The organism is Mycobacterium sp. NGS39 (genome assembly GCF_059812765.1).
In genome coordinates this window covers 255,130-276,967 of sequence record NZ_JCALDH010000003.1, presented here as the reverse complement: position 1 = coordinate 276,967, position 21,838 = coordinate 255,130, and the positions used below count along the sequence as shown (strand labels likewise).

At 66.5% G+C, this 21,838-nt stretch carries 28 protein-coding genes; 10 read left to right on the top strand and 18 right to left on the bottom strand.

Features of this window, described 5'->3' with window-relative positions; translation table 11 throughout:
• Nucleotides 1-33: 33 nt before the first annotated feature.
• The 7 genes from AC5Y39_RS06025 to AC5Y39_RS05995 form a co-directional block, all read right to left on the bottom strand.
• Entirely contained in the window at nucleotides 34-339 is a 306-nt protein-coding gene (locus AC5Y39_RS06025) for a hypothetical protein (RefSeq protein ID WP_500016338.1), read from the bottom strand.
• Between the two features lie 28 nt (nucleotides 340-367).
• Nucleotides 368-1,495: a DNA-processing protein DprA gene (dprA, locus tag AC5Y39_RS06020; protein WP_500016337.1), complete on the bottom strand. Its 1,128-nt coding sequence runs from the start codon at nucleotides 1,493-1,495 to the stop codon at nucleotides 368-370.
• The gene (locus AC5Y39_RS06015; RefSeq protein WP_500016336.1) at nucleotides 1,492-3,003 is read right to left on the bottom strand and encodes a YifB family Mg chelatase-like AAA ATPase; all 1,512 of its coding nucleotides are present in this window, start codon (nucleotides 3,001-3,003) and stop codon (nucleotides 1,492-1,494) included. Before AC5Y39_RS06015 ends, dprA begins: the two co-directional genes overlap by 4 nt.
• On the bottom strand, nucleotides 3,003-3,371 hold the full coding sequence (locus AC5Y39_RS06010; RefSeq protein WP_500016335.1) for a YraN family protein: 369 nt from the start codon (nucleotides 3,369-3,371) through the stop codon (nucleotides 3,003-3,005). The genes AC5Y39_RS06015 and AC5Y39_RS06010 overlap by 1 nt, the downstream gene beginning before the upstream one ends.
• 136 nt (nucleotides 3,372-3,507) lie before the next feature.
• Complete coding sequence (locus AC5Y39_RS06005; RefSeq protein ID WP_500016334.1) at nucleotides 3,508-3,906, bottom strand: heme-binding protein; 399 nt, start codon at nucleotides 3,904-3,906, stop codon at nucleotides 3,508-3,510.
• Between the two features lie 94 nt (nucleotides 3,907-4,000).
• Nucleotides 4,001-4,948 carry a phosphotriesterase family protein gene (locus AC5Y39_RS06000; protein WP_500016333.1) on the bottom strand — a complete coding sequence of 316 codons (948 nt, stop codon included), beginning with the start codon at nucleotides 4,946-4,948 and terminating at the stop codon, nucleotides 4,001-4,003.
• A gap of 26 nt (nucleotides 4,949-4,974) precedes the next feature.
• Nucleotides 4,975-5,574 (bottom strand): TetR/AcrR family transcriptional regulator, encoded by a 600-nt coding sequence (locus AC5Y39_RS05995; RefSeq protein ID WP_500016332.1) that lies wholly within the window; start codon nucleotides 5,572-5,574, stop codon nucleotides 4,975-4,977.
• A 92-nt stretch (nucleotides 5,575-5,666) separates the two neighbouring features.
• Between AC5Y39_RS05995 and AC5Y39_RS05990 the strand changes: the two genes are divergently transcribed.
• From AC5Y39_RS05990 to mspA, 7 genes are all read left to right on the top strand, one after another.
• The gene (locus AC5Y39_RS05990) at nucleotides 5,667-6,206 is read left to right on the top strand and encodes a DUF4242 domain-containing protein (RefSeq protein WP_500016331.1); all 540 of its coding nucleotides are present in this window, start codon (nucleotides 5,667-5,669) and stop codon (nucleotides 6,204-6,206) included.
• Complete coding sequence (locus tag AC5Y39_RS05985; protein ID WP_500016330.1) at nucleotides 6,187-7,236, top strand: acyl-CoA dehydrogenase family protein; 1,050 nt, start codon at nucleotides 6,187-6,189, stop codon at nucleotides 7,234-7,236. The genes AC5Y39_RS05990 and AC5Y39_RS05985 overlap by 20 nt, the downstream gene beginning before the upstream one ends.
• Nucleotides 7,212-7,940: an ABC transporter ATP-binding protein gene (locus AC5Y39_RS05980; protein ID WP_500016329.1), complete on the top strand. Its 729-nt coding sequence runs from the start codon at nucleotides 7,212-7,214 to the stop codon at nucleotides 7,938-7,940. The genes AC5Y39_RS05985 and AC5Y39_RS05980 overlap by 25 nt, the downstream gene beginning before the upstream one ends.
• Complete coding sequence (locus AC5Y39_RS05975; RefSeq protein ID WP_500016328.1) at nucleotides 7,940-9,109, top strand: ABC transporter substrate-binding protein; 1,170 nt, start codon at nucleotides 7,940-7,942, stop codon at nucleotides 9,107-9,109. Before AC5Y39_RS05980 ends, AC5Y39_RS05975 begins: the two co-directional genes overlap by 1 nt.
• Nucleotides 9,106-9,978, top strand: coding sequence for an ABC transporter permease (locus AC5Y39_RS05970; protein ID WP_500016327.1), 873 nt, complete (start codon nucleotides 9,106-9,108; stop codon nucleotides 9,976-9,978). Before AC5Y39_RS05975 ends, AC5Y39_RS05970 begins: the two co-directional genes overlap by 4 nt.
• Before the next feature lie 18 nt (nucleotides 9,979-9,996).
• The gene (locus tag AC5Y39_RS05965; protein ID WP_500016326.1) at nucleotides 9,997-10,416 is read left to right on the top strand and encodes an MmcQ/YjbR family DNA-binding protein; all 420 of its coding nucleotides are present in this window, start codon (nucleotides 9,997-9,999) and stop codon (nucleotides 10,414-10,416) included.
• A gap of 366 nt (nucleotides 10,417-10,782) precedes the next feature.
• Nucleotides 10,783-11,415 carry a porin MspA gene (mspA, locus tag AC5Y39_RS05960; RefSeq protein WP_500016325.1) on the top strand — a complete coding sequence of 211 codons (633 nt, stop codon included), beginning with the start codon at nucleotides 10,783-10,785 and terminating at the stop codon, nucleotides 11,413-11,415.
• A 12-nt stretch (nucleotides 11,416-11,427) separates the two neighbouring features.
• Here the strand turns inward: mspA and AC5Y39_RS05955 are convergent, their stop codons facing one another.
• The 4 genes from AC5Y39_RS05955 to rplS form a co-directional block, all read right to left on the bottom strand.
• Entirely contained in the window at nucleotides 11,428-11,733 is a 306-nt protein-coding gene (locus AC5Y39_RS05955; RefSeq protein ID WP_499910185.1) for a DUF2469 domain-containing protein, read from the bottom strand.
• A 40-nt stretch (nucleotides 11,734-11,773) separates the two neighbouring features.
• Nucleotides 11,774-12,463 carry a ribonuclease HII gene (locus AC5Y39_RS05950; protein WP_500016324.1) on the bottom strand — a complete coding sequence of 230 codons (690 nt, stop codon included), beginning with the start codon at nucleotides 12,461-12,463 and terminating at the stop codon, nucleotides 11,774-11,776.
• A 9-nt stretch (nucleotides 12,464-12,472) separates the two neighbouring features.
• Nucleotides 12,473-13,267 (bottom strand): signal peptidase I, encoded by a 795-nt coding sequence (gene lepB, locus AC5Y39_RS05945; protein WP_500016483.1) that lies wholly within the window; start codon nucleotides 13,265-13,267, stop codon nucleotides 12,473-12,475.
• Between the two features lie 93 nt (nucleotides 13,268-13,360).
• Entirely contained in the window at nucleotides 13,361-13,702 is a 342-nt protein-coding gene (gene rplS / locus AC5Y39_RS05940) for a 50S ribosomal protein L19 (RefSeq protein ID WP_499910181.1), read from the bottom strand.
• Between the two features lie 277 nt (nucleotides 13,703-13,979).
• On the opposite strand from rplS, the gene AC5Y39_RS05935 reads away from it, so the two are divergent.
• Complete coding sequence (locus AC5Y39_RS05935) at nucleotides 13,980-14,900, top strand: serine hydrolase (protein WP_500016323.1); 921 nt, start codon at nucleotides 13,980-13,982, stop codon at nucleotides 14,898-14,900.
• Between the two features lie 103 nt (nucleotides 14,901-15,003).
• On the opposite strand, the gene trmD is transcribed toward AC5Y39_RS05935, so the two are convergent.
• From trmD to rpsP, 4 genes are read right to left on the bottom strand one after another with little or no spacing between them, the layout of a single operon-like run.
• The gene (gene trmD / locus AC5Y39_RS05930) at nucleotides 15,004-15,681 is read right to left on the bottom strand and encodes a tRNA (guanosine(37)-N1)-methyltransferase TrmD (protein WP_500016322.1); all 678 of its coding nucleotides are present in this window, start codon (nucleotides 15,679-15,681) and stop codon (nucleotides 15,004-15,006) included.
• A 2-nt stretch (nucleotides 15,682-15,683) separates the two neighbouring features.
• Entirely contained in the window at nucleotides 15,684-16,205 is a 522-nt protein-coding gene (rimM, locus tag AC5Y39_RS05925; protein ID WP_500048190.1) for a ribosome maturation factor RimM, read from the bottom strand.
• A gap of 2 nt (nucleotides 16,206-16,207) precedes the next feature.
• On the bottom strand, nucleotides 16,208-16,450 hold the full coding sequence (locus AC5Y39_RS05920) for an RNA-binding protein (protein WP_098004435.1): 243 nt from the start codon (nucleotides 16,448-16,450) through the stop codon (nucleotides 16,208-16,210).
• A 3-nt stretch (nucleotides 16,451-16,453) separates the two neighbouring features.
• Nucleotides 16,454-16,969 (bottom strand): 30S ribosomal protein S16, encoded by a 516-nt coding sequence (rpsP, locus tag AC5Y39_RS05915; RefSeq protein WP_500016320.1) that lies wholly within the window; start codon nucleotides 16,967-16,969, stop codon nucleotides 16,454-16,456.
• A 387-nt stretch (nucleotides 16,970-17,356) separates the two neighbouring features.
• Here rpsP and AC5Y39_RS05910 point away from each other — a divergent pair, with 387 nt between their 5' ends.
• Nucleotides 17,357-17,848 carry a hypothetical protein gene (locus tag AC5Y39_RS05910; protein WP_500016319.1) on the top strand — a complete coding sequence of 164 codons (492 nt, stop codon included), beginning with the start codon at nucleotides 17,357-17,359 and terminating at the stop codon, nucleotides 17,846-17,848.
• A 20-nt stretch (nucleotides 17,849-17,868) separates the two neighbouring features.
• On the opposite strand, the gene AC5Y39_RS05905 is transcribed toward AC5Y39_RS05910, so the two are convergent.
• A complete protein-coding gene (locus AC5Y39_RS05905) occupies nucleotides 17,869-18,288 on the bottom strand; it encodes a nuclear transport factor 2 family protein (RefSeq protein WP_500016318.1) in 420 nt (139 codons plus the stop codon).
• A gap of 33 nt (nucleotides 18,289-18,321) precedes the next feature.
• Here AC5Y39_RS05905 and AC5Y39_RS05900 point away from each other — a divergent pair, with 33 nt between their 5' ends.
• Nucleotides 18,322-19,218 (top strand): D-alanyl-D-alanine carboxypeptidase family protein, encoded by an 897-nt coding sequence (locus AC5Y39_RS05900; protein WP_500016317.1) that lies wholly within the window; start codon nucleotides 18,322-18,324, stop codon nucleotides 19,216-19,218.
• Here the strand turns inward: AC5Y39_RS05900 and AC5Y39_RS05895 are convergent.
• Entirely contained in the window at nucleotides 19,215-20,291 is a 1,077-nt protein-coding gene (locus tag AC5Y39_RS05895) for an amidohydrolase family protein (RefSeq protein ID WP_500016316.1), read from the bottom strand. The two genes, AC5Y39_RS05900 and AC5Y39_RS05895, sit on opposite strands and share 4 nt — an antisense overlap.
• Nucleotides 20,288-21,835 (bottom strand): signal recognition particle protein, encoded by a 1,548-nt coding sequence (gene ffh / locus AC5Y39_RS05890; protein ID WP_500016315.1) that lies wholly within the window; start codon nucleotides 21,833-21,835, stop codon nucleotides 20,288-20,290. Before ffh ends, AC5Y39_RS05895 begins: the two co-directional genes overlap by 4 nt.
• Nucleotides 21,836-21,838 lie beyond the last annotated feature (3 nt).

Genomic DNA, 21,838 nt, shown 5'->3' with positions numbered 1-21,838 from the left:
GGCTCGTCTCGACCATACCGACACAGCCAGCGGCTACAGCAACGCGGTGATCGCGGAGACGATCGCGAGGCACAGCACGACGATGCCGACGAGCGCGACGAAAGCACCGGCGGCCATCAGCCTGTCGCGGCGGCCGGCGTCGGCGTCGGTGACAACTCTGACCGAGCGCGGCATCAGGCCGAACATCTCCCGGTACGGCACTCGGGCGAAGCCCTGGCGCACCCGCTCGCTTTCCGTGCGCCCCTCCGGGTCGACGCCGACACCGTTGGCGAACAGCACGACTCCCGCCACGAACACGACCGCGCCCACAATTGCGAGCACCACCGCCACAATCGCCATGGGACTTCCATACCCACTGCGCGCAGAACTAAGTCCTGGATCTGGGCAATCGCCAGCGGCCCTGGTCTTGCACCGCCAGCCCGGCCACCTCCAGTAGCGCGAGTTGGCCCTGCAGCTGGGCGATCGGAAGCCCGGACTCGATCGACAACTCGTCGGCCGAGCGGACGCCGCGGGCGGGCAGCGCTTCGTACACGCGCTTTCCGATCTCGCTGAGATCGTCCAACGGCGACGACGGGCGGTCCGGCTCGTCGGCGAACTCGCCTGCGCGGCCGATGAGTTCGACGATCTCGTCGGCGCGGGTCACCAACTCCGCACCGCCGCGGATCAGCACATGGCACCCGGCCGACGCCGCGGACGTCACGGGGCCCGGCACCGCGCACACCACCCGGCCCAGCGCCCGCGCCCACGCCGCGGTGTTGGCCGCTCCGCTGCGCAGACCCGCCTCCACGACCACGGTGGCGCCTGACAGCGCGGCCACCAGACGGTTGCGGACCAGGAAGCGGTACCGGGCCGGCCGCACGCCGGGCGGGTATTCACTGATCAACAACCCCGTGCGTTGGATCCGATGCAGGAGCGCCGAATGGCCCGCGGGATACGGCACGTCCACCCCGCCTGCGAGCACCGCGACAGTGCACCCGTCTTCCGACAGCACCGACCGATGCGCGGCGCCGTCGATTCCGAACGCCCCGCCGGACACCACCGCGACACCGCGTTCGCACAGCCCGGCTGCCAAATCACTCGCGACGTGCTCGCCGTACACCGTGGCCGCGCGCGTACCGACGACCGCCGCCGAGCGCATCACCACCTCGTCGACCGCCGCACACCCGAGCGCCCATAGCGCCAACGGCGCGATGCCGTCCGGATGCCGACGCCGGTCCACACCATTGAACGAGGTGAACGCCAGCACCGGCCACTCGTCGTCGTCAGGTGTGATCAACCGCCCGCCCAAGCGGGCGATGCGGTCCAGATCGTCAGCGGCGCAGTCGAATTCGCGGCGCGCTTCGCTGTTTCGAGCGAGTCGGTCGGAAACCGCCCCACGCCGCACTCGTTCGGCTGCCTCCACCGCACCGACCTCAGCCGTGAGCGCGGAAAGCTCCGCGCACGGCGGCTCGACCACCCTCGACAGGTACGCCCAGGCCCTGCGTTCTTTGGTCACCGGTCGACGCCGATCTGACGGAACCCCATCGCGACGGATACGTCCTCGAGACTGGGTCGCTCACGGCCGCCGAGATCGGCAAGCGTCCACGCGACCCGCATGGTCCGGTCCACTCCCCTTACGCTCATCAGGCCTTTGTCGAGGGCTTTGCGCAGGGGCTCCATGGTGCGTGGGTTCAGCCGAAAGCGTTGACGCAGAAGCGAACCCGGTACTTCGGCATTGGTCCGCGCGCCGTAGGACCGCCACCGCTGCGCGGCGGCCGCGCGCGCCTGCGCCACCCGCTCCCGCACCACCCGGGTGGGCTCACCCACGTCGGCACTGAGCACACCGGTGCGGGCCCGGTGCATGGTGATGCGCAGATCGACGCGGTCGAGCAACGGACCGGAAAGCCGGCCCAGATAGCGCCGCTTGACCGCCGCCGCGCAGATGCAATCTCGCGGATCCGCCGGAGCGCACGGACACGGGTTCGCGGCCAGCACCAGCTGAAAACGGGCCGGGTACACAGCCACCCCGTCGCGGCGGGCCAGCCGAACTTCGCCTTCCTCCAGCGGAGTTCGCAGCGCCTCGAGTGCATGTGTCGCGATTTCTGCGCATTCGTCCAGGAACAGCACACCGCGGTGAGCGCGGCTGACCGCCCCCGGCCGCGCCATGCCGCTGCCACCGCCGATCAGTGCCGCGACGCTGGAGGTGGGATGCGGCGCGACGAGCGGCGGCCGCGATATCAGCGGCGTGGTGGGCGACAGCAGACCGGCGACGGAGTGGATGGCCGTGACCTCCAGCGACTCCTCCTCCGTCAGCGCGGGCAACAGCCCCGGAAGTCGTTGTGCCAGCATCGTTTTGCCGATGCCCGGTGGGCCCACCAGCATCAGGTGGTGAGCGCCCGCGGCGGCCACCTCGACGGCATAACGGGCTTGCGGCTGGCCGACGACGTCGGCGAGGTCGGGACCGTCGTCGGGTTCGGCGGCTTGGCTTTTCCCGGCGCGCTCGAGCTCACCTGCACCGTTGAGCCAGGACCGCACCTGCTTAAGCGTGCGTGCGCCGTGCACCTCGATGCCGTCGACCAGAGCCGCTTCCGCAAGATTGCCGACCGGAACCACCACGGCCGGCCAGCCGTCGCGTTTGGCGGCGATCACCGCAGGCAGCACTCCGCGGACCGGCCGGACCCGGCCGTCGAGGGCGAGCTCCCCGAGCAGCACCGTCTTCTCCAGCCGCGCGTTGGCCACCCTGCGGTCGGCCGACAGCACCGCCGCGGCGAGCGCGACGTCGTACACCGAGCCCACTTTCGGCAGTGTCGCCGGCGACAACGCCAGCGTGAGCCGTGACATCGGCCAGCTGTTGCCGCAGTTGATGATTGCGGCGCGCACCCGGTCCCGGGACTCTGACAGCGCCGCGTCAGGCAATCCCACCAGGTGCACGCCCGGCAGACCAGACGTGATGTCCGCCTCGATCTCGACGATTTCTCCAGCCACGCCCCGCACCGCGACGGAGAACGCCCGGCCCAGTGCCATCAGCCGACACCTTCCAAGTGGCTGAGCTCGGGAATGCGCCGACGGCCGATCCGCACGCCGATCACGTCGATGCGCACCGCCGCCCAGCGAGCGTCTTGCCGAGCCAGCCACAACGCGGCCAGCCGTCGCAGCCGCCGCACCTTGGTAGGGGTGACGGCCTGCGCCAAGCCGCCGAACTGATCGGAAGTGCGGGTCTTCACCTCGACGAAAACCACAGTGCGAGAGACGAAATCGGCGGCTATCACGTCGAGCTCGCCGTACCGGCAACGCCAGTTGCGGTCCAGTACGACAAGCCCGAGGCACTGTAGATGGTCGACGGCCAATTGCTCGCCGAGTGCGCCGAGTTCTGCGCGGGTCAACGTTGTCATGCACCCAGCTTCGGGTGCGCCTCTGACAAGGCTCTGACAAGAAGTGGCGGAGCGCCGCCAAAACTCAGAGATCGGCCCGAGTTATCCCCAACTCACATTTCATCCACAGCGACGCGGCGCGTCACTGGTCGCAGAACTACGACGGGTTGGCGAAGGCCTGCAGAAGGGCCGCGATTTGCGCACCTGACACATTCTGGTTGCACGACAACCGAAGATCGGTCAACGGCTGAGCGATTGCCCGCAGGTCGTTGTACTGCTGCGGGTGGGACACGAAGTAAGCCCGCAGGTTGGACTGTGCCTGCTCGGGAGTCTCCGAGCCCGCGCCGGTGATCGCGTCGTTGGCGTCGGGATGGGCATCGAGATATTGGCCGGCTTGCGCGGTCACGCCACTGATGGTGTGAGCCAGCCCCGCAGCCGTGCACGAAGCAGGCTGTGCCGCAGCGCTCGGCACGGTCACGATGGCCGCCGCGCCGAGGGCCGCCGCGGCGAAGAGCCCGACCAATTCACGTCGCACAGTTTTGCGTGTGGATTTCATCGCTTTATGTCCTTCTGTCCTGCAATTTGGCGGCAATCTGTTCTGAAACCAACGTACCGCGGCTGGCAAGACCGGAAATTTGCGTCGATTCGACCTAGGAGTCTCCGCTGAGCACCCGACGGGGATTGACGACGAGCATCTGCTGCAGTTGTTCGTCAGTGACGCCGCGCGCTCGCAACGCCGGAATGACGTCACGGGTGATGTGCAGGTAATGCCAGTTCGGCAATGACGCCGGCGGGCGGCCGCCGGCGAAGAAGTCGATGTAGCACGACGCGTCGTGACTGAGCACGACCTGGTTCGCGCGGCCCATCGCACACAATCGCGCCACTGTTGCCACACGCTCGTCGAACCCGAGGATCGTGTCGATGCCGAAGCGGTCCATGCCCAGGTAAGCGCCCGAATCCGCGACCTGCAGCAGGTAATCGATGTCCGTGGTGTCACCGCTGTGCCCGATCACCACTCGCGTCAGGTCGACCCCCTCTTCGGCGAACACCCTGAGCTGATCAAGCCCTCGCCGGGTCGCGGCGTGGGTGTGAGTGGAAATCGGCGCGCCGGTAGCCATGTGCGCACGCGCCACCGCGCGAAGGATTTTTTCGCCGCCCGCAGTGACGCCCGCTTCGTCGGTGGCGCATTTGAGGATCCCCGCACGCACTCCGGTTTCGCCGATGCCGTGCTCGATTTCGGTCACGAGGTAGTCGACCAATACCTCGGATTTGCGGAATTTGAAATAGGGCGGGATGTCGTAGAAGTCGTAAATCCCTGTCGCCACGACGATATTCAGCGGACTGGTCATCGGCACACGCTTGAGCCTGGCGATCGACCGGCCTATTCCGATCACCGTGAGGTCGACGATCGTGCGGATCCCCGCCGCATAAAGCTCGTCGAGCCGGCGGGCCGCGTCGTCGAGCGCGCTGCCTTCCTCCCAGTCGGTCGGGACGTTCTCGACGATGTCCGGGTCGAGGACGAAGACGTGCTCGTGCATCAGTGTGGGGCCGAGCTGCTCGGCGCCGACCGCGCCGCGCAGGGTCTGCACCTGACTCACGTCCGCAGACTAGACGCGACGATTGGTCAGCGGCGCGATTTTCCTGCCAGTTCGGCCGCGAGGCGCCGCGCCAGCTTGATCGGTTGCGTGGACCGCTGCATCTTTGATCCGATCAGCGCGCCGTCGTACAGCAATTGGATCCGGCGCGCGATCGCACGCGGCTGCGCGGCGCCAGCGCTCTTCAGAAGTGCTGCCACGGTGTCGAGAAACCACTCGCGATGGGCGCGAACCGGTTCGAGTTCGGTTCCGGGGTACTCGGTGGCCGCGTTCGCATACAGACATCCGCTGAAGTTGCGCGCAGTGGCCGCGGTCGCCGCCAAGTCGAAGAACACCAAGACCTTGTCGACGGGATCGCTGTGCGCGGAGGCCGCCGCGGCCCAGCGGTTGCGATCAGCCTGATCCAAATCGCTGAGGTAGGCCCGCACCAACGCGTCCTTGGAGCCGTAGCTGGTGTAGAGACTGGCTTTGTGGACCCTGGACTCACGCAGGATCTGGTCGATGCCGACCGCCCTGATCCCTTGTGCGGCAAATAATTTCGCGGCGGTAGTCAACAACCGCTCAGCGGGCTTGGGCGTCACCTTGCGTCCACGAGACGATGCGGCCAGCTCTTGGGTGGTCGAATCCATACCGGAAGCGTAGCCCCACCACTTGGCTAGACCGACCAGTCTGTCTATGACAGTGTCCCAATCGCAGAACCACCGACGAAACGAGCGCACGAGTGACCCTGTACCTCTACGAGATCATTTCCCGCACCGAGCACCTCGACACCGACCAACTGCTCAAGGCCATCGACGTCGGCATCCGCGAAGGCGGAGGTGAGCTGATCGAGGTGCAGGTGACCCAAGACGCCCGCCGCATCTTTGCGATCGCTGAATCCGCCGGTGCCGCCCCGTCACTCGACGCAGCCGACATCGACGCCGATGAGATCAGCGGTCCCCATCAGGTTCGGCTGGTCGGCGCCGATCTGAGCGAACTCAAAGCCGCCCGGCCCGCCGCGGGCTATCTCGTAGAATGGGATCTGCCCGCCGATCTGGACATGGAGTCCTATCTGGCCCGCAAGAAGGCCAACTCGCCCAAGTACGCCGACGTGCCCGAAGTGAGTTTCCTGCGCACGTATGTCCGCGAAGACATGGACAAGTGCCTGTGCTTCTACCAGGCGCCCGACGAGCACGCGGTACGCCGTGCGCGTCAGGCCGTCAGCGCCCCGGTCGACCGTCTGCACCGGCTGCAAGGCACCGATGGTCACCACGATCAGTGACGATCTGGGCACCGCCCTGCACACAGCGGCGCTTTCGGTGGCCGGCCGTGCCGCCGCCCTGGACGCCCGATTGACCGACGTGCGCAGCGATCTCGCCGCGCTCGGCGCGGCAGGCCTTTTCGACCCAGCACTCACCGACACCGGACTCGCCGACTGCGTGCGCATTCTCGACGAACTCGCCACCCGCAGCTTGGCGGTCGCGTTTTCGGCCTGGGCGCACGTGATGACGCTGCGCTACCTGCGCGACGCCCCGACGCCGCTGTGTGAACAGCACCTCGACGCGTTGCGCACCGGACGACGCGTCGGCGTCACCGCAATGGCTGCCGGCCTCAAGCACGTCGTGGGACTCGAGCAGCTGCCCCTGATCGCCGAGCGAAGAGACGACGGGCTGAGCGTCACCGGCCCAATTCGCTGGGCCTCCAACCTGTTCGACGACGCAGTGATCGTGCTTCCCGCCCGGGGTCTCGCCGACGACACGTATGTGCTCGCCGTCGACGCCACCGCCTCCGGCGTCACCGTCAAGCCAGCCGAATCGCTGATGGCCCTGAGCGCCACCGCTTCCGGCTCTGTACGGCTGCAGAACGTCGAGGTGCCAGCCGAGCAGATCGTCAGCACCGACCTGCACCAGTTCGTCACCACCGTCCGGCCGGCTTTCCTGCTGCTGCAGACCGCCTTCTGCGTCGGCGTGGGCCGAGCCGCGTTGGCCGGCGCGCGACAGGCCGGCGGCGTGCTGGCCGACAGCTTCCGTGCCGACCTTGACGACCACATCCAGCAGTCCCGCACCCTGCGCCAACGGCTCTACGAATTCGCCGCCGATCCGTCGCGACCGCCCGTCTCCGAGTTGATCCGGCTGCGGCTGCAGGCCGCCACGTCGGCGCTGTCGGCCACCCGGCTCGAATCCACGTTGGCCGGAGGAGCCGGCTATGTCACCGGCAGTGCGGCCAACCGTCGTTTCCGCGAGGCAGCGTTTCTGCCGATCCAATCGCCGTCGGAAGGACAACTGCGGTGGGAACTGAGTCAGTACGAATAACTCACGGCGTCAAGCGTTTCGGAGCTACCGCCGTCCTGCGCGACATCACGCTGGCCATCGAGGACGGGGAGTTCGTCGCCATTCTGGGACGCAGCGGAAGCGGCAAGTCCACCCTGCTGCGGATACTTGGCGGGCTCGACACCCTAAGTGCCGGAACGATCGAATGGGCCCAGGACGGCGGCCGGCCTCGCACCGGTGTGGTTTTTCAGCAGCCCCTGCTCATGCCGTGGCTCACCGTCGCCGAGAACGTGGCCTTCGCACGCCGATTCGCCGCGCACCGCAACGCGTTCGACGACGAGCACGCCGCCGCACTGATGGCCCGCTTCGGCGTCGACGTTCTCGCCGACCGCTATCCCGAACAGCTCTCCGGCGGTCAAGCGCAGCGGGTGGCAATCCTGCGCGCGGTCGCGACCTCGCCCCGATTGCTGCTGCTCGACGAGCCGTTCAGTGCATTGGACCCAGCGACCAGAAGCGATTTGCAACGCTGGCTGGCCGAGCTGGCCGCTGAGTTGGACGTCACCGTCGTGCTGGTCACTCACGACGTGGACGAAGCGCTGGCGCTGGCGGATCGCGTCGTGCTGCTCGGCACGAGCGGTGACTTACGGGGTCAATGGCAACTCGCCGACACGCCAGGGGCGGACAAAACCGATCTACGGGCGCACATTCTGCGCCACTACCAGCACGCTGCGAAGGCGGCCGGCTGATGTCGCTGCAGCCGAACCGTCGTCAATTCCTCACTGCCGCAGCAGCCTTGGCCACCGCCGGCGGGTTGTTCGGGATCGGCGACCTGGCGCGCAGCACGGCCACCAGTACCGTCAACGCCAGCGGGAGGCTGCGGATCGGATATCTGCCGATCACCGACGCCGCTCCCCTTCTCATCGCGCACAGCGCCGCGCTGTTTCCAGCAGGCGTCGTGGCCACGGCCAAGCCCGTGATGTTCCGCAGTTGGTCGGCGCTGGCCGAGGCATTCATCACCCGCCAGGTCGACGTCGTCCACTTGTTGATGCCCATGGCGGTACAGCTTCGTTACGCGCTGGGCGGCGCGGTGAAAGTGCTGGGGTGGAATCACACCAACGGCTCAGCGCTGACCGTTGCACCCCACATCACCGACCTCGGCGACTTGGCGGGCACGCAGGTGGCCATCCCGTTCTGGTGGTCGATCCACAACATCGTGCTGCAGCAGTTGCTGCGCGCCCACGGACTGCGACCCGTGGTGCGGCGCAGCGCTTCTCGTGGGCAACGCACCGTCGAGCTGATCGTGATGAGCCCCTCCGACATGGTGCCGGCGCTGGCGAACCGCTCCATCGGCGGCTACGTCGTGGCCGATCCGTTCAATGCCGTCGCCCAGATCAAGAAGATCGGCCGGATCCATACCTTCCTGGGCGACGTGTGGCGCGACCATGCCTGCTATGTGCTGATCACCCGCGACGACGTGATCGCCGACCGCGCGCAGGCCGTGCAGTCAGTCGCCGACGCCGTGGTGGCAGCGCAGCTGCGGATCAACGCCGACCGACACGCAACTGCGGTCGCACTCGCCGGCGGACGCTATCTGCCCCAGCCTGTGCCGGCGGTTCAATTGGCGTTGACGTATCCCAAGCCGCCCTATCCGCTGGCGCATCCGGACTGGCAGCCCCAGCGCCTGGGCTTTCAGCCATTCCCCTACCCCGGCTTCACCGAGCGGCTGATCGAGGCGATGGGCGAAACCGTCGTCGACGGTGACCGGCGCTTCCTGGACAAGCTGGACCCGGCGCGCGTGCACATCGACCTGGTCGACGACCAATTCGTGCGCAAATCCCTTTTCGCTCAAGGCGGGCCAGCCGCCTTCGGCCTCAGCGACGAACTCATCCGACACGAACAGGTACAAGCGATATGACCACCGCACCCACCGCCGGCGTCGAAGCCGTATCACCGGAAAGCCACGATGCCGCAACGCATCCCGCAGAGTCAGCGCCGCCACGCTGGCAGCGGGTGTGGCCTGCGCTCGCGGCGATCGCGGTGACTGTCGGGCTCTGGTGGCTGGTGACATCGGTGTTGTGCGCGCCGCAATCGCTGCTGCGGCAGACCGCACCGCAGAAAGCCGTGCCCGCGCTCGGCGAGTTGCTGGGACGCGGCGTGCTGCTTCCCGACACCGGTATCAGCCTCTACCGACTGGTGATCGGGCTCCTGGTGGCCGCAGTCCTCGGGATACCGGCCGGCCTGCTCGTCGGGCTGAGCAGCACCACGGAACGTGCCGTGAGTCCCATCGTGGCGTTCATCCGGATGATCTCGCCGCTCTCGTGGACGCCAATCGCATTGGCTGTCTTCGGGATTGGTAACCAGCCGGTGATCTTCTTGATCGCCGTGGCAGCGATCTGGCCGATCCTGCTCAACACCGCCGCGGGCGTACACGCGATCAACCCGGGCTATCTTTCTGTGGCACGTTCGTTTCACGCCACCCGCGTCGAACTGCTGACCGCGGTGGTGCTGCCGGCGATCCGTGCCCACGTCCAGACCGGTCTGCGGCTGGCCCTGGGCATCGCTTGGGTGGTTCTCGTTCCCGCGGAGATGCTCGGTGTGCGTTCGGGTTTGGGCTATCAGATCCTCAATGCGCGCGATCAACTGGCCTACGACCAAGTGGTCGCGGTGATCGTCGTCATCGGCGTGATCGGTTATCTCCTCGACTCGTCGGCCCGCTTGCTGTTGGCCCCGCGCAGACCGCGCACTCGAGCATCACGCCCGGCGCCGGGCACTGCGGCCTCATAGGTCCCGTACCCTTCCGGCATGGCGAAACGCCCGGCCAAGGTCGATGACGTGCATGAGATCGCTGCAGCGATGCCGCACACGACGCGCCTCGAGGGCCCGAAGGGCAATGCGATCTATCAGGTAGGCGGAAAGTCGTTCGTGTTCTTTCGTAATCCGCGGCCCGATGCGCGAGACCCCGCGACCGGCGAACCGTATTCCGACGTCATCGTCATCTGGGTGGGCTCCGACGCGGACAAACAAGCCCTGGTGCAGGATCCGCAGAGCCCGTTCTTTACCACCAGCCACTTCGACGGCCACCTGTCCGTCTTGGTGCGCGCGTCGCAATTGCCTCGCATCTCTCGCGACGAACTCGCCGAACTGATCCAGGACGCGTGGCTTTCGCGCGCGTCGAAACGCCGTGGCACCAAGTGGCTGGCCGAGCATGGCTTGACGCGGTGAGTGCCATTTCCGCCGATACGGCACAAGCAAATTTCGCCGGTGCTTGCGACCACTCGTCTGGGGCTCTCGCCAGGGTGACGCGCAGCGCACGATAAGGTGCGCTGGGATATATTGCGACACAGCTGATTTCGCTCATAGCACACAGGTCTTCAAATCAGCTGTTGAATGCTGTCACGACACGGGCGCCGAATGGCAACAACTTCGCGACAGTTCGGCCAGCAAATATCACGAGCTATTGCCCAAGCTTGTTTGCCGCGGTTATCTTTCGAAACAAGGAAACCCACGCAGTACCAATGTCTCCGCGCCGCAGGCATTAATTCGACCGGTCGGCTCGTTGCGACGGCCTGTTTTCAAGCCGAGGAGAAGATGAAGGGCGTCACCCGGTTATTGGTCTCGGTGGTGGCCGCGGTCACCACCGCGATGACCGTCGGTGCAGCCACGACGCAAGCTGCGATGGACAACGAGCTGAGTGTGGTCGACGGTCATGGCCGGACGTTGAACATCCAGCAGTGGGATGTGTTGATCAACAGTGTGTCGCCGTTGGACAGCAATCCGCTGACCCGCGAGTGGTTCGAAAACGGCCGTGCCGTCTACCACGTGACCGGTGACGATGCCGAAAACTTCCAGGGCACATTGGAATTGGGGTATCAGGTCGCCTTTCCGTGGGAACTGGGCAGCGGCATCAACTTCAGCTACACCACGCCCAATCTGAACTTCGACCAGACGGAAGTGGCGCCTGTGCCGCAGCTGCTGATCACCACGCCACCGTTCATTCCCGGCCTCGGCATCAGCATCGACCTGGGAAACGGCCCCGGGTTGCGCGAAATCTCCACCTTCAGCGTCGACGTCTCGGGAGCCGACGGCGCCGTGGCGGTTGCCGGTGCACACGGCTCGGTGACCGGGGCGGCAGGTGGCGTAACGCTGCGCCCTTATGCGCGGCTGACGTCGAAAGACGGCGACAGTGTCACGACTTACGGACAGCCGCTCGAAATGCACTGACGAGCCGCAGGCTCAATCCGGCAGCCGCAGCTCGGGCTTTTCCACCTCTTCGATGTTGACGTCCTTGAACGTGATCACCCGCACCTGCTTGACGAAGCGAGCCGGCCGGTACATGTCCCACACCCAGGCGTCGGCGAGGCGCAGTTCGAAATAGACCTCCCCGTCGGCGTTGCGGGGAATCAATTCGACGCTGTTGGCCAGGTAAAACCGTCGCTCGGTTTCCACCACGTAGCTGAACTGGCCGACGATGTCCTTGTATTCGCGGTAGAGCGAGAGCTCCATCTCGGTTTCGTATTTTTCGAGATCTTCGGCACTCATCTACCCGGCTGTCCTTTGCTCACTATTTCCGTATTTTCTCTCACGCCTGCTCCACGCGCTCCTCCGGCATCACGAACTCGACGACCGACCTGCGCACGTTGATGAACGAATAGCGGTGTATGTCGCACGGCCCGAGCCGTGACAATGCTGCGGCGTGGGCCGACGTGCAGTAGCCCTTGTGCTCGGCGAAGCCGTAACCCGGGTACTCGGCGTCCTTGGCGACCATCCAGCGGTCCCTGCTGACCTTCGCCAAGACGCTGGCCGCGGCAATGCACGCTGCCGCCGCATCGCCCCCGATCACCGGCAGCGAGGGCATGGGTAACCCCGGCACCCGGAAGCCGTCGGACAGCACGTAACCGGGGCGCACCGGCAGCCCGGCCACCGCGCGGCGCATGCCTTCGATGTTGGCGACGTGCACGCCGCGCCGATCCACCTCTTGCGAATGCACGAACACCACGTGGTAGGCCAGCGCGTAGCGGCGGATCAGCGGATATAGCGCCTCACGGGCCTTCTCGGTCAGCTTCTTCGAGTCGTCGAGGGCGGCCAGGCTCTTCAAACGGTTCGGCCCGAGTATGCACGCTGCGATCACCAGCGGCCCGGCGCACGCTCCTCGGCCGACTTCGTCGACGCCGGCCACCGGACCCAGACCGCTGTTGTGCAGCGCCGACTCCAGCGTGCGAAGACCCGACGACTTGCGAACGACCGCGCGTGGCGGCCAGCGAGTGCCCATCGCTGCTACCTACTGCTGTTGCTGAACGTCCACCGAACTAACTCCACCCCATCGCGACGGCGGCCAGGCGATGAACCTCGCCTTGCCGATGACATTGTCGATCGGAATAGTGCCCGCAGTGGGGTCTCCCGTGCACAGGATCCGGCGTTGAAGGTCCGCTGGCGTGCTCGTGCAGTGCGCTCGGGAGTCCGCCGAATGGGTGCGGTTGTCACCCATCACCCACAGCCGCCCTTGCGGCACGTTGACGGGTCCGAACTCGGGCCCCAAACAGCGGTACAACGCCGGATCGAGACCCTCGACACCCATGGTCTTCGCATCCAAGAAGGGCTGGTTCAGCGGCTTGCCGTTGACGGTCAGACCAGTGTCGTTGCGGCATTCCACGGTCTGGCCGCCTACCGCGATCACGCGCTTGACCAAGTCGTTCTCGTCGGGCGGCACGAACCCGACGAACGACAGGGCGTTCTGCACCCATCGCACGGGCGGATTCGTGGACCGGATCGACTTGTAGCCGACGTTCCAATTCGGTGGCCCCTTGAAGACGATCACATCGCCGGGCTTGGGGGTACTGAACCGGTAGGTCAGCTTGTCGACCATCACCCGGTCACCGGTGCAGCCGGAGCAGCCGTGCAGCGTCGGCTCCATCGATTCCGACGGGATCAGATACGGCCGTGCGATGAACGTCAGCATCAGGTAGTAGAGGCCCACCGCGATCACGAGCAGGATCGCGCCCTCTTTCAGTGCGGACTTCTTGCCTTTCGACTTCTTCGCGTCGGCTTTGGCGTCGGACTCGGCTTCCGCGGTCAGCGGACGCTCCTGCGGCGCATCTGTCGATTCGGTTTTGTCCGTCACGGGATCAGCGTAGCCACGCACGCATCAGGGGCGAGAGAGCCCCGGCGGTCAGCGCCGCTCCTTGATCTTGGCCTTCTTGCCGCGACGTTCCCGCAGGTAGTACAGCTTCGCGCGACGCACATCGCCACGCGTGAGGACCTCGATGTGGTCGATGTTCGGCGAGTGCACCGGGAAGGTGCGCTCGACGCCCACGCCGTAGCTCTCCTTGCGGACCGTGAACGTTTCCCGGATGCCGCCACCCTGCCGGCGAATCACCACGCCTTTGAACACCTGAATCCGCTCCTTGGATCCCTCGATGACCTTGACGTGCACGTTGACCGTGTCGCCGGGGTTGAAAGCCGGGATGTCGTCACGCAGCGATGCCTGGTCGACGAAGTCCAGCGTGTTCATATCGAAATCTTCCTCGCGGTCGCGGCAGGGGCGCGGGAAACGCAGCCCCGTCAGGTTTGACGTCGTGATCTCTGCGCCGCGGGAACGATCTCCCAGCGCGCAGACAACTGGTCAATTGTGCCAGATCGCCCGCACCGGCGGAAATCGCGTCCGACACACCGCGAGCGGCGGCGCGGCGTAACGGCCCGAGGGGTCGACAAACTCGATAGGCTGGTGCATCAACGGACGGCGGTGCGGTCGGACCGTTCCACACCAAATCAATTGATTGAGGAGAGACATGCGGCGGCCGCGGTCGGTTCTGAGGACGACGACTGCGGTGCTGGTGTCTGCCGTGCTGATCGCAGCGTGCGTCGCCAAAGAGCGCGGCGTCACCGGGATTCACCGGAACCACAACGGGTTCACCGCCCTTGCCACGCACATCCCGGCTCCCGGCGCTCCCGCCGAGGTGGTGTCCGCCGCCGCCTTCGACGGGCTGGAAGCGCGCGTGCAGCAGGCCACGCTGCAGGCCACCGAGAGCGGTGCGGAGATCTCGGTCGCGGTGGTCGATCGCACCACCGGAAAGACGGTGTCCAACGGCGACGATTCGCCGATGCCCATCGCCTCGGTGGCCAAGGTGTTCATCGCCGACGACCTGCTGGCACAAGTAGCCAGGGGGCAGACCCAACTAACGCCCGCCGATCGCGCGGCGCTCGAGGTCATGCTGCGCTCGTCTGACGACAACGCCGCCGAGGAGTTCTGGAACCGCAGCGGCGGCAGCGCGGTGATCTCTCGCGTCGTGCAGCGCTACGGCCTGACCGCGACGACGACCCCCTATGACGGGCGCTGGTTCAACACGTTGAGCACCGCCAACGACATCGTCCGCTACTACGACATGCTTTTGGACGGCAGCGGCGGACTGCCTGTCGAGCTGGCCGACATCATCGTGTCCAACCTCGCGCAGTCCACGCCGACGGGCGTCGACGGCTATTCGCAGCGGTTCGGCATCCCCGACGGCCTGTATGCCACGCCGGTCGCGGTGAAGCAGGGCTGGATGTGCTGTTGGAACGGTCCTAATTGGATGCATTTGTCCACGGGCGTAATCGGGGCCGACCACCGGTACGCGATGGCGATCGGATCGCTGCAGCCCAGCGACGACCTGACCGCACGCAACACGATCACCCAAGCCGTCAAGACGATGTTCCCGAACGGACGGATCTGAGCGCTGGCGTAGGCCCCGCGTCAGACGCCGAAACGGTATTCCGCGTGGCGCGCTCTCGCACTTCTCTGCGGTAGTTTCCGTCTCGGCGCCGACGGGCTGCCCGTCAGTCCAACAGGTCGGGGCGGCGTTCGGCCGTGCGGCGCAACGACATCTCCCGCCGCCACGCAGCGATGCGGGCATGGTCGCCGGATAGCAGGACGTCCGGCACGTCGAGTCCGCGCCAACTGGCCGGACGGGTGTAGGCCGGCCCTTCGAGCAGGCCGTCGGAATACGAATCCTGTTGGTGTGATTCGGGATTACCGAGGACCTGCGGCAGCAGCCGAACCACCGCCTCGATCATGACCAGCGCTGCCGACTCACCGCCGGGAAGCACGTAGTCGCCGATCGACACTTCCTCCACGCGCATCCGCCGGGCGGCATCGTCGATCACGCGCTGATCGATGCCCTCGTAGCGGCCGCACGCGAACACCAGATGCGGCTCAGCGCTGTAGCGCTCGGCGTCGGCCTGGCGGAACGGCACACCCGCCGGCGTCGGGACCACCAAAAGCGTTTCTGCCGAACAGACTTCGTCGAGAGCCTCGCCCCAGACCGGCGCTTTCATCACCATTCCCGGGCCACCGCCATAGGGCGCGTCGTCGACCGAGTGGTGCACGTCGTGAGTCCACTTCCGCAGATCGTGCACCCGCAGATCCACGATGCCGGCCTCGATTGCCTTGCCGGGCAACGATTGCCGCAACGGGTCAAGGTACTGCGGGAAGATGGTGACGACGTCTATGCGCACGGCTAGGTCAACTCCAGCAGACCGTCCGGCGGGTCGATCTGGATCAGCCTGTCGGACAACGAAACCGATGTGACGATCGCCGTGACGAACGGTACAAGCAGTTCGCTGCCGTCGTCGCGGCGGATCGCCAGCAGTTCGCCGGCCGCGGTGTGCAGCACCTCGGTGACCGCGCCGACTGGACGCCCGTCCACAGTGCGGACGCGAAGACCCTCGAGCTGGTGGTCGTAGAACTCGTCGGGGTCGTCGATCGGCGGCAGGTCGGCCGAGTCGATGACGAATACGACCCCGCGCATCGCGTCGGCGGCGTCGCGGTCGGCGATCCCGGCTAGCCGGACCAGCAAACGGGTGCCGTGCGGACGGACCGACTCGACCGTGTAGAGGGCTTCTGTCGCGCTCTTCGGAGCCCGGCCCCGCAGGGTGGCGCCTACCGCGAAGCGGCTGTCCGGATCGTCGGTGCGCACGTCGACGACGAGCTCACCGGTGACACCGTGCGCCTTGACCACCCGCCCGACGACGAGCTCCACAGCTATCGGTCGGTGTCCACCACGTCGACGCGGATCCCCCGGCCGCCGATGCCGGCGACGAGGGTGCGCAGCGCAGTTGCTGTGCGCCCGCCGCGTCCGATGACCTTGCCGAGGTCGTCGGGGTGCACATGCACTTCGACGGTGCGACCACGGCGGTTGGTCACCATATCGACGCGGACGTCGTCGGGGTTGTCCACGATGCCGCGGACGAGATGCTCGACGGCATCGACGACCACAGAGCTCATCGCTTAGCTCTCTGTGCTGGCGGACTCGGCGGCAGGTTCGGAAGCCTGCTCCGCCGGCTGGTCTTCCGCCTTGTCGGCGGCCTTCTTGGTGGCCTTGCTTGATGTCGCCGCCTTCGCGGCTCCGACCTTCGCGGGCGACTTCTTCTTCGGCGTGGTGGCCTCGGTGGTCGGACCGCCCTCCGCCTCGGCGAGCGCAGCGTTGAACAGCTCGAGCTTGCTGGGCTTGGGCGGGGCGACCTTCAGCGTGCCCTCCGCGCCGGGCAGGCCCTTGAACTTCTGCCAATCGCCGGTGATCTTCAGCAGCTTGAGCACCGGCTCGGTGGGCTGGGCACCGACCGACAGCCAGTACTGCGCACGCTCGGAGTTGATCTCGATGAGGCTCGGGTCTTCCTTGGGGTGATACCGGCCGATGATCTCGATGGCGCGGCCGTCGCGGCGGGTGCGCGCGTCGGCGACGGCGATGCGGTACTGGGGATTGCGGATCTTGCCAAGCCGGGTGAGCTTGATCTTCACAGCCATGCGGATACTCCTGTAGGTGTCACGCGGCAATTCAGCGATGCCAGGCGGTTGCCGGATCCGGTTTTGCCTCGCGTGGGTCTGACCAGCCGCCTATTGTGCCAGACCGCTGCTCAGGGGGCGAAATCGGCGAGTGTGCGGTTTCGTACCCGACACGCCGTCGCGGCGTACGAATCCGCACACTCAGCGACACACGCGAACCTATGAACGTCGCTCTGCTGGATCGTCGGCAAATGTCGGCGCGGCGTTTTAAAGTGCGGTTGAGATGGCTGATTCGATCGCTGACCCGGTACTGAACGCACCCTATGACCCTCCCACCGCTACTTCGAGATCGGCCCCAACGGACCAACCGGGGACATCAAAGAAGGCCGACGGCCCAGCGAGTCGTTCGTGCCCATTGCCCCGACTCGCAAGAAGTCGTCCGCCGGCACCCAGCAGGTCATCGACTTCGACTGCGGACGAGAAAGGCACGGGATGAGCACATCGTCGTGGGAAGCCGAAGATGAGTTGCGCCGCTACGCCTTTCATATGGAACCGCAGCTCGAGGCGGACGACGACGGGTGGAGGGCGTCGTATCCAGGTGCTGACTGGTCGGTGTCGGGGCGCAGCAGAAGCGAAGCGTTACAGAGACTCGGCCAAGAATTCATGCGGCGGCAAAATGCGGGCGACGATCCCCTGGCCTACGCCGACGACGTCTACCGCCGCCACCTACGTGAGCCCGTTCCGGGCGTGTACGCCGTCGACAACGAGCTCTACCGTCACCTGGTGCACGCTCCTGCGAACGAACGCCAGCATGCCATCGAAGAAGCCGAGCGCAGACGCCAAGCGGGCCGGACCTACACCTTGGACGACTACCGGCGAGACCGAACCTCCGAGGCGTGAATTACTGCTCTGGCCGCCCTCTAGACCACCTTGTCGAAGCACTTCTCCTCGACCCGGCGGCTCATGCGCCATCCCTCGGAGGTGCGGACGAACTCGTCGACATACCAAAGCCCGCAGAACATCACCTGCTTCTGCTCGCCCGCAAGCACCATCGGGTTGAAGCAGATGGTCCTCGACGTCGCGGTGTCGCCGTCTATTCGGATGTCGATGTTGCCCAGCATGTGCGCGTACGACGGAAAGGTCGGCAGTACATCCGCAAGCCATGCCTTCACCTCGGGATAGCTGCCCACGATTCCGCCGAACGCGCTGTAGTCGATGTGCGCATCAGGCGTGAACACCCGATCGAGGTCGTCGAACCGCCGCTGGTCGATCGCCGTCGAGTAGTCGATCAGCAGCTGCTGGATTTCCAGCCGGTCAGAGATCTCCTGCAAGCTCAACATGGCAGTTGATTGAACACGATAGGCTCACGCGGCATGACTGTTTGCTCTTGGCGCAAGCGCTCATCGGCTCGATGGTTCGCAGCCCTCCTGGTCGCCTTCTTGGCCTTCGCGGCACCGGTCGCCCGAGCCGACACCGACGTCCAACCGCCCGGCAACGCCGTCGTCCCAACCGGTCCGGCACCGGCCTGGATTGTCGCGGACATGGACTCCGGTCAGGTGCTCGCCGGCCGCGACATCGACGTGCCCCATCCACCGGCCAGCACCATCAAGACGCTGCTGGCACTGACCGCTCTCGACGAAGTGGGCCTCGGCAATACCGTCACCGCGACCGTCGCCGACACTGACGTGGAATGCAACTGTGTCGGCATCAAGCCAGGCCGCACCTACACCGCGCGCCAGCTGCTCGACGCGATTCTGCTGGTATCGGGCAACGACGCCGCCAACACGCTGGCCGACATGCTGGGCGGCTTCGACACCGCAGTGGCCAAGATGAACGCCAAAGCCGCCGCGATCGGCGCCACCGCCACCCATGCCGCCACCCCGTCGGGACTCGACGGCCCGGGCGGTTCCGGCTGGACCACGCCGCGCGACCTCGCCATCATCTTCCGTGCGGCCATGGCCAATCCGGTGTTCGCGATGATCACCGCCCAACCGTCGGCGATGTTCCCCGGTGACAACGGCCCCGTGCAGATTGTCAACGAAAACCAGCTGCTGCAGCGCTACCCCGGCACGCTTGGCGGCAAGACCGGCTTCACCAACGCGGCCCGCAAGACTTACGTCGCGGCCGCCGAGCGCAACGGCCGCCGTCTGGTGATCTCGCTGATGTACGGACTGGTCAGAGAGGGCGGCCCCACCTACTGGGATCAGGCAATGAGCCTGTTCGACTGGGGTTTCGCGCAGAGCCCGCAGAGCGGGATCGGCCCGCTCTAAGCGAAGACCCGTCCTCGCAGGATCACCACGTCAGGTGCACCCAGCACGGCCGCGCCCGTGCGCGGATCCTCGCTGAAGCAGATCAAGTCCGCTGACGCGCCGTTCTCGAGTGCCGGCCGGCCCAGCCACCGCCGCGCATCCCAACAGCCCGCACCGAGCGCGTCCGTCGCATTCATCCCGATGCCCTTGAGCGCGTCGATCTCGTCGGCGATCCGCCCGTGGGCCACCATCGATCCCGCATCGGTGCCCGCGTAGATTGGCACACCGGCCTCCCGGGCGGCCGCCACCCGCTGGCGGCTGGTCGCGTAGAGGTCACGCATGTGCTTGGCGTACACCGGGTATTTGCTTGCACCGTCGGCGATTCCGGGAAAGTTGTCGATGTTGATCAGCGTCGGCACCAGCGCCGTGCCGTGCGAGACCATCGCGTCGATCACGTCGTCGGTGATCCCCGTGCCGTGTTCGATGCAGTCGATTCCCGCGTTGACCAGCCCAGGCAGCGCATCCTCGCCGAACACATGCGCAGTGACCCGGACCCCCACCGCATGGGCGGCATCGATCGCCTCTCGCAGCACGTCGTCGGACCACAGCGGCGCCAAATCGCCGATCGATCTGTCGATCCAATCACCGACCAGTTTCACCCAGCCATCGCCCCGACGGGCCTGTGCCACAACGGCTTCCGGCAGCTGCGTCTCGTCCTCGAGATCGAGCGCCAGTCCGCGGCTGTACCGCTTGGGCCTAGCGAGGTGGCGCCCGGCGCGGATGATGCGCGGCAAGTCGGCGTGGTCGTCGAGGCTGCGGGTGTCGAGCGGCGAGCCGCAGTCACGCAGCAGCAGCGCGCCGACGCCGCGTTCGGTCTGCGCCTGCATGATCGCCTCGTCGAGATCGGCGGGTCCGTCGGCGCCGATCCCGACATGGCAGTGCGCGTCGACGAGTCCGGGCAGAATCCAGCCGCCGTCGAACACGTTGTCCGCGTCCGCTACCGGCTCAGCGCTCAACTCCCCGTTGACAATCCACCACTCGACGGGCTCGCCGTCGGGCAGGCCGCGCCCCCGCACATGCAGGCGTGGCGTCACTTCTTGCCGGGGAAGTTCAGCTTCGACAGGTCCAAATCCGCCAAGGCAGGCGGCAATTCGTCAAGTCCGGGCGGCATCTGCGACAGGTCGGGGAAGCCCGCCGGCATGCCCAACGGGTTGCGGACCTTCGGCGGAGTGGGACCCCGTCCCTTCTTGCCCTTCTTTCCCTTGCCGCCCTTGGCCTTTCGGGAGCTCTTGCGCCCGAAGCCCGGCATGCCCATCTGGCCGGCCATCTGCGACATCACCTTGCGTGCCTCGAAGAAGCGGTCCACCAGCTGGTTGACCTCGGCCACGGTGACGCCCGAGCCGTTGGCGATCCGCAGCCGCCGTGACGCGTTGATGATCTTCGGGTCGGCCCGTTCCTCGGGTGTCATGCCGCGGATGATCGCCTGCACTCGGTCCAGCTGTTTGTCGTCGACGGCGGCCAGCGCCTCTTTCATCTGGCCGGCTCCGGGCAGCATGCCGAGAAGGTTGCCGATCGGACCCATCTTGCGGATCGCGAGCATCTGTTCGAGGAAGTCCTCGAGCGTCAGCTCGCCAGCGCCGATCTTGGCGGCTGCGGCTTCGGCCTGCTGGGCGTCGAAGACCTGCTCGGCCTGCTCGATCAGGCTGAGCACATCGCCCATGCCCAGGATCCGGCTGGCCATCCGGTCGGGGTGGAAGACGTCGAAGTCCTCGAGCTTCTCACCGGTGGACGCAAAAAGAATCGGCACGCCGGTGACCTCGCGAACCGACAGCGCCGCGCCGCCGCGGGCATCGCCGTCGAGTTTGGTCAACACCACGCCGGTGAAGCCGACCCCCTCGCGGAACGCCTCAGCCGTGGCGACGGCGTCCTGGCCCACCATCGCGTCGAGCACGAACAGCACTTCGTCGGGGTCGACGGCGTCGCGGATGGCAGCAGCCTGCGCCATCAGCTCCTCGTCGATGCCGAGGCGGCCTGCGGTGTCGACGATCACCACGTCGAAAAGCTTGGCCTTGGCCTCGGCCAGCCCTGCCGCCGCGACCGCCACCGGGTCGCCCGGACCGGCCTGCGCCGCGCCTTCCACCGAGGTGCCGGGGTGCGGTGCGAACACCTGCACTCCGGCCCGCTCGCCGACGATCTTGAGCTGATTGACCGCGCCTGGCCGCTGCAGGTCGCACGCCACCAGCAAAGGCGTGTGGCCTTGTCCCTTAAGCCATTTCGCAAGTTTGCCCGCCAGCGTGGTCTTACCGGAGCCTTGCAGGCCGGCCAGCATGATCACCGTGGGCGGCGTCTTGGCGAAGGCCAGCCGGCGGGTTTCGCCCCCGAGGATCGCGATCAATTCCTCGTTGACGATCTTGACGACCTGCTGGGCCGGGTTCAGTGCGGCGGAGACCTCCGCACCCTTGGCGCGCTCTTTGATGCGTGCGACGAACGCGCGCACGACCGGCAGCGAGACGTCCGCCTCCAGCAGTGCCAGTCTGATCTCGCGGGTGGTGGCGTCGATGTCGGCGTCGGACAACCGGCCTTTGCCGCGCAGGTTCTGCAGAGCACCGGTCAACCGGTCTGACAGGGTTTCGAACACGTT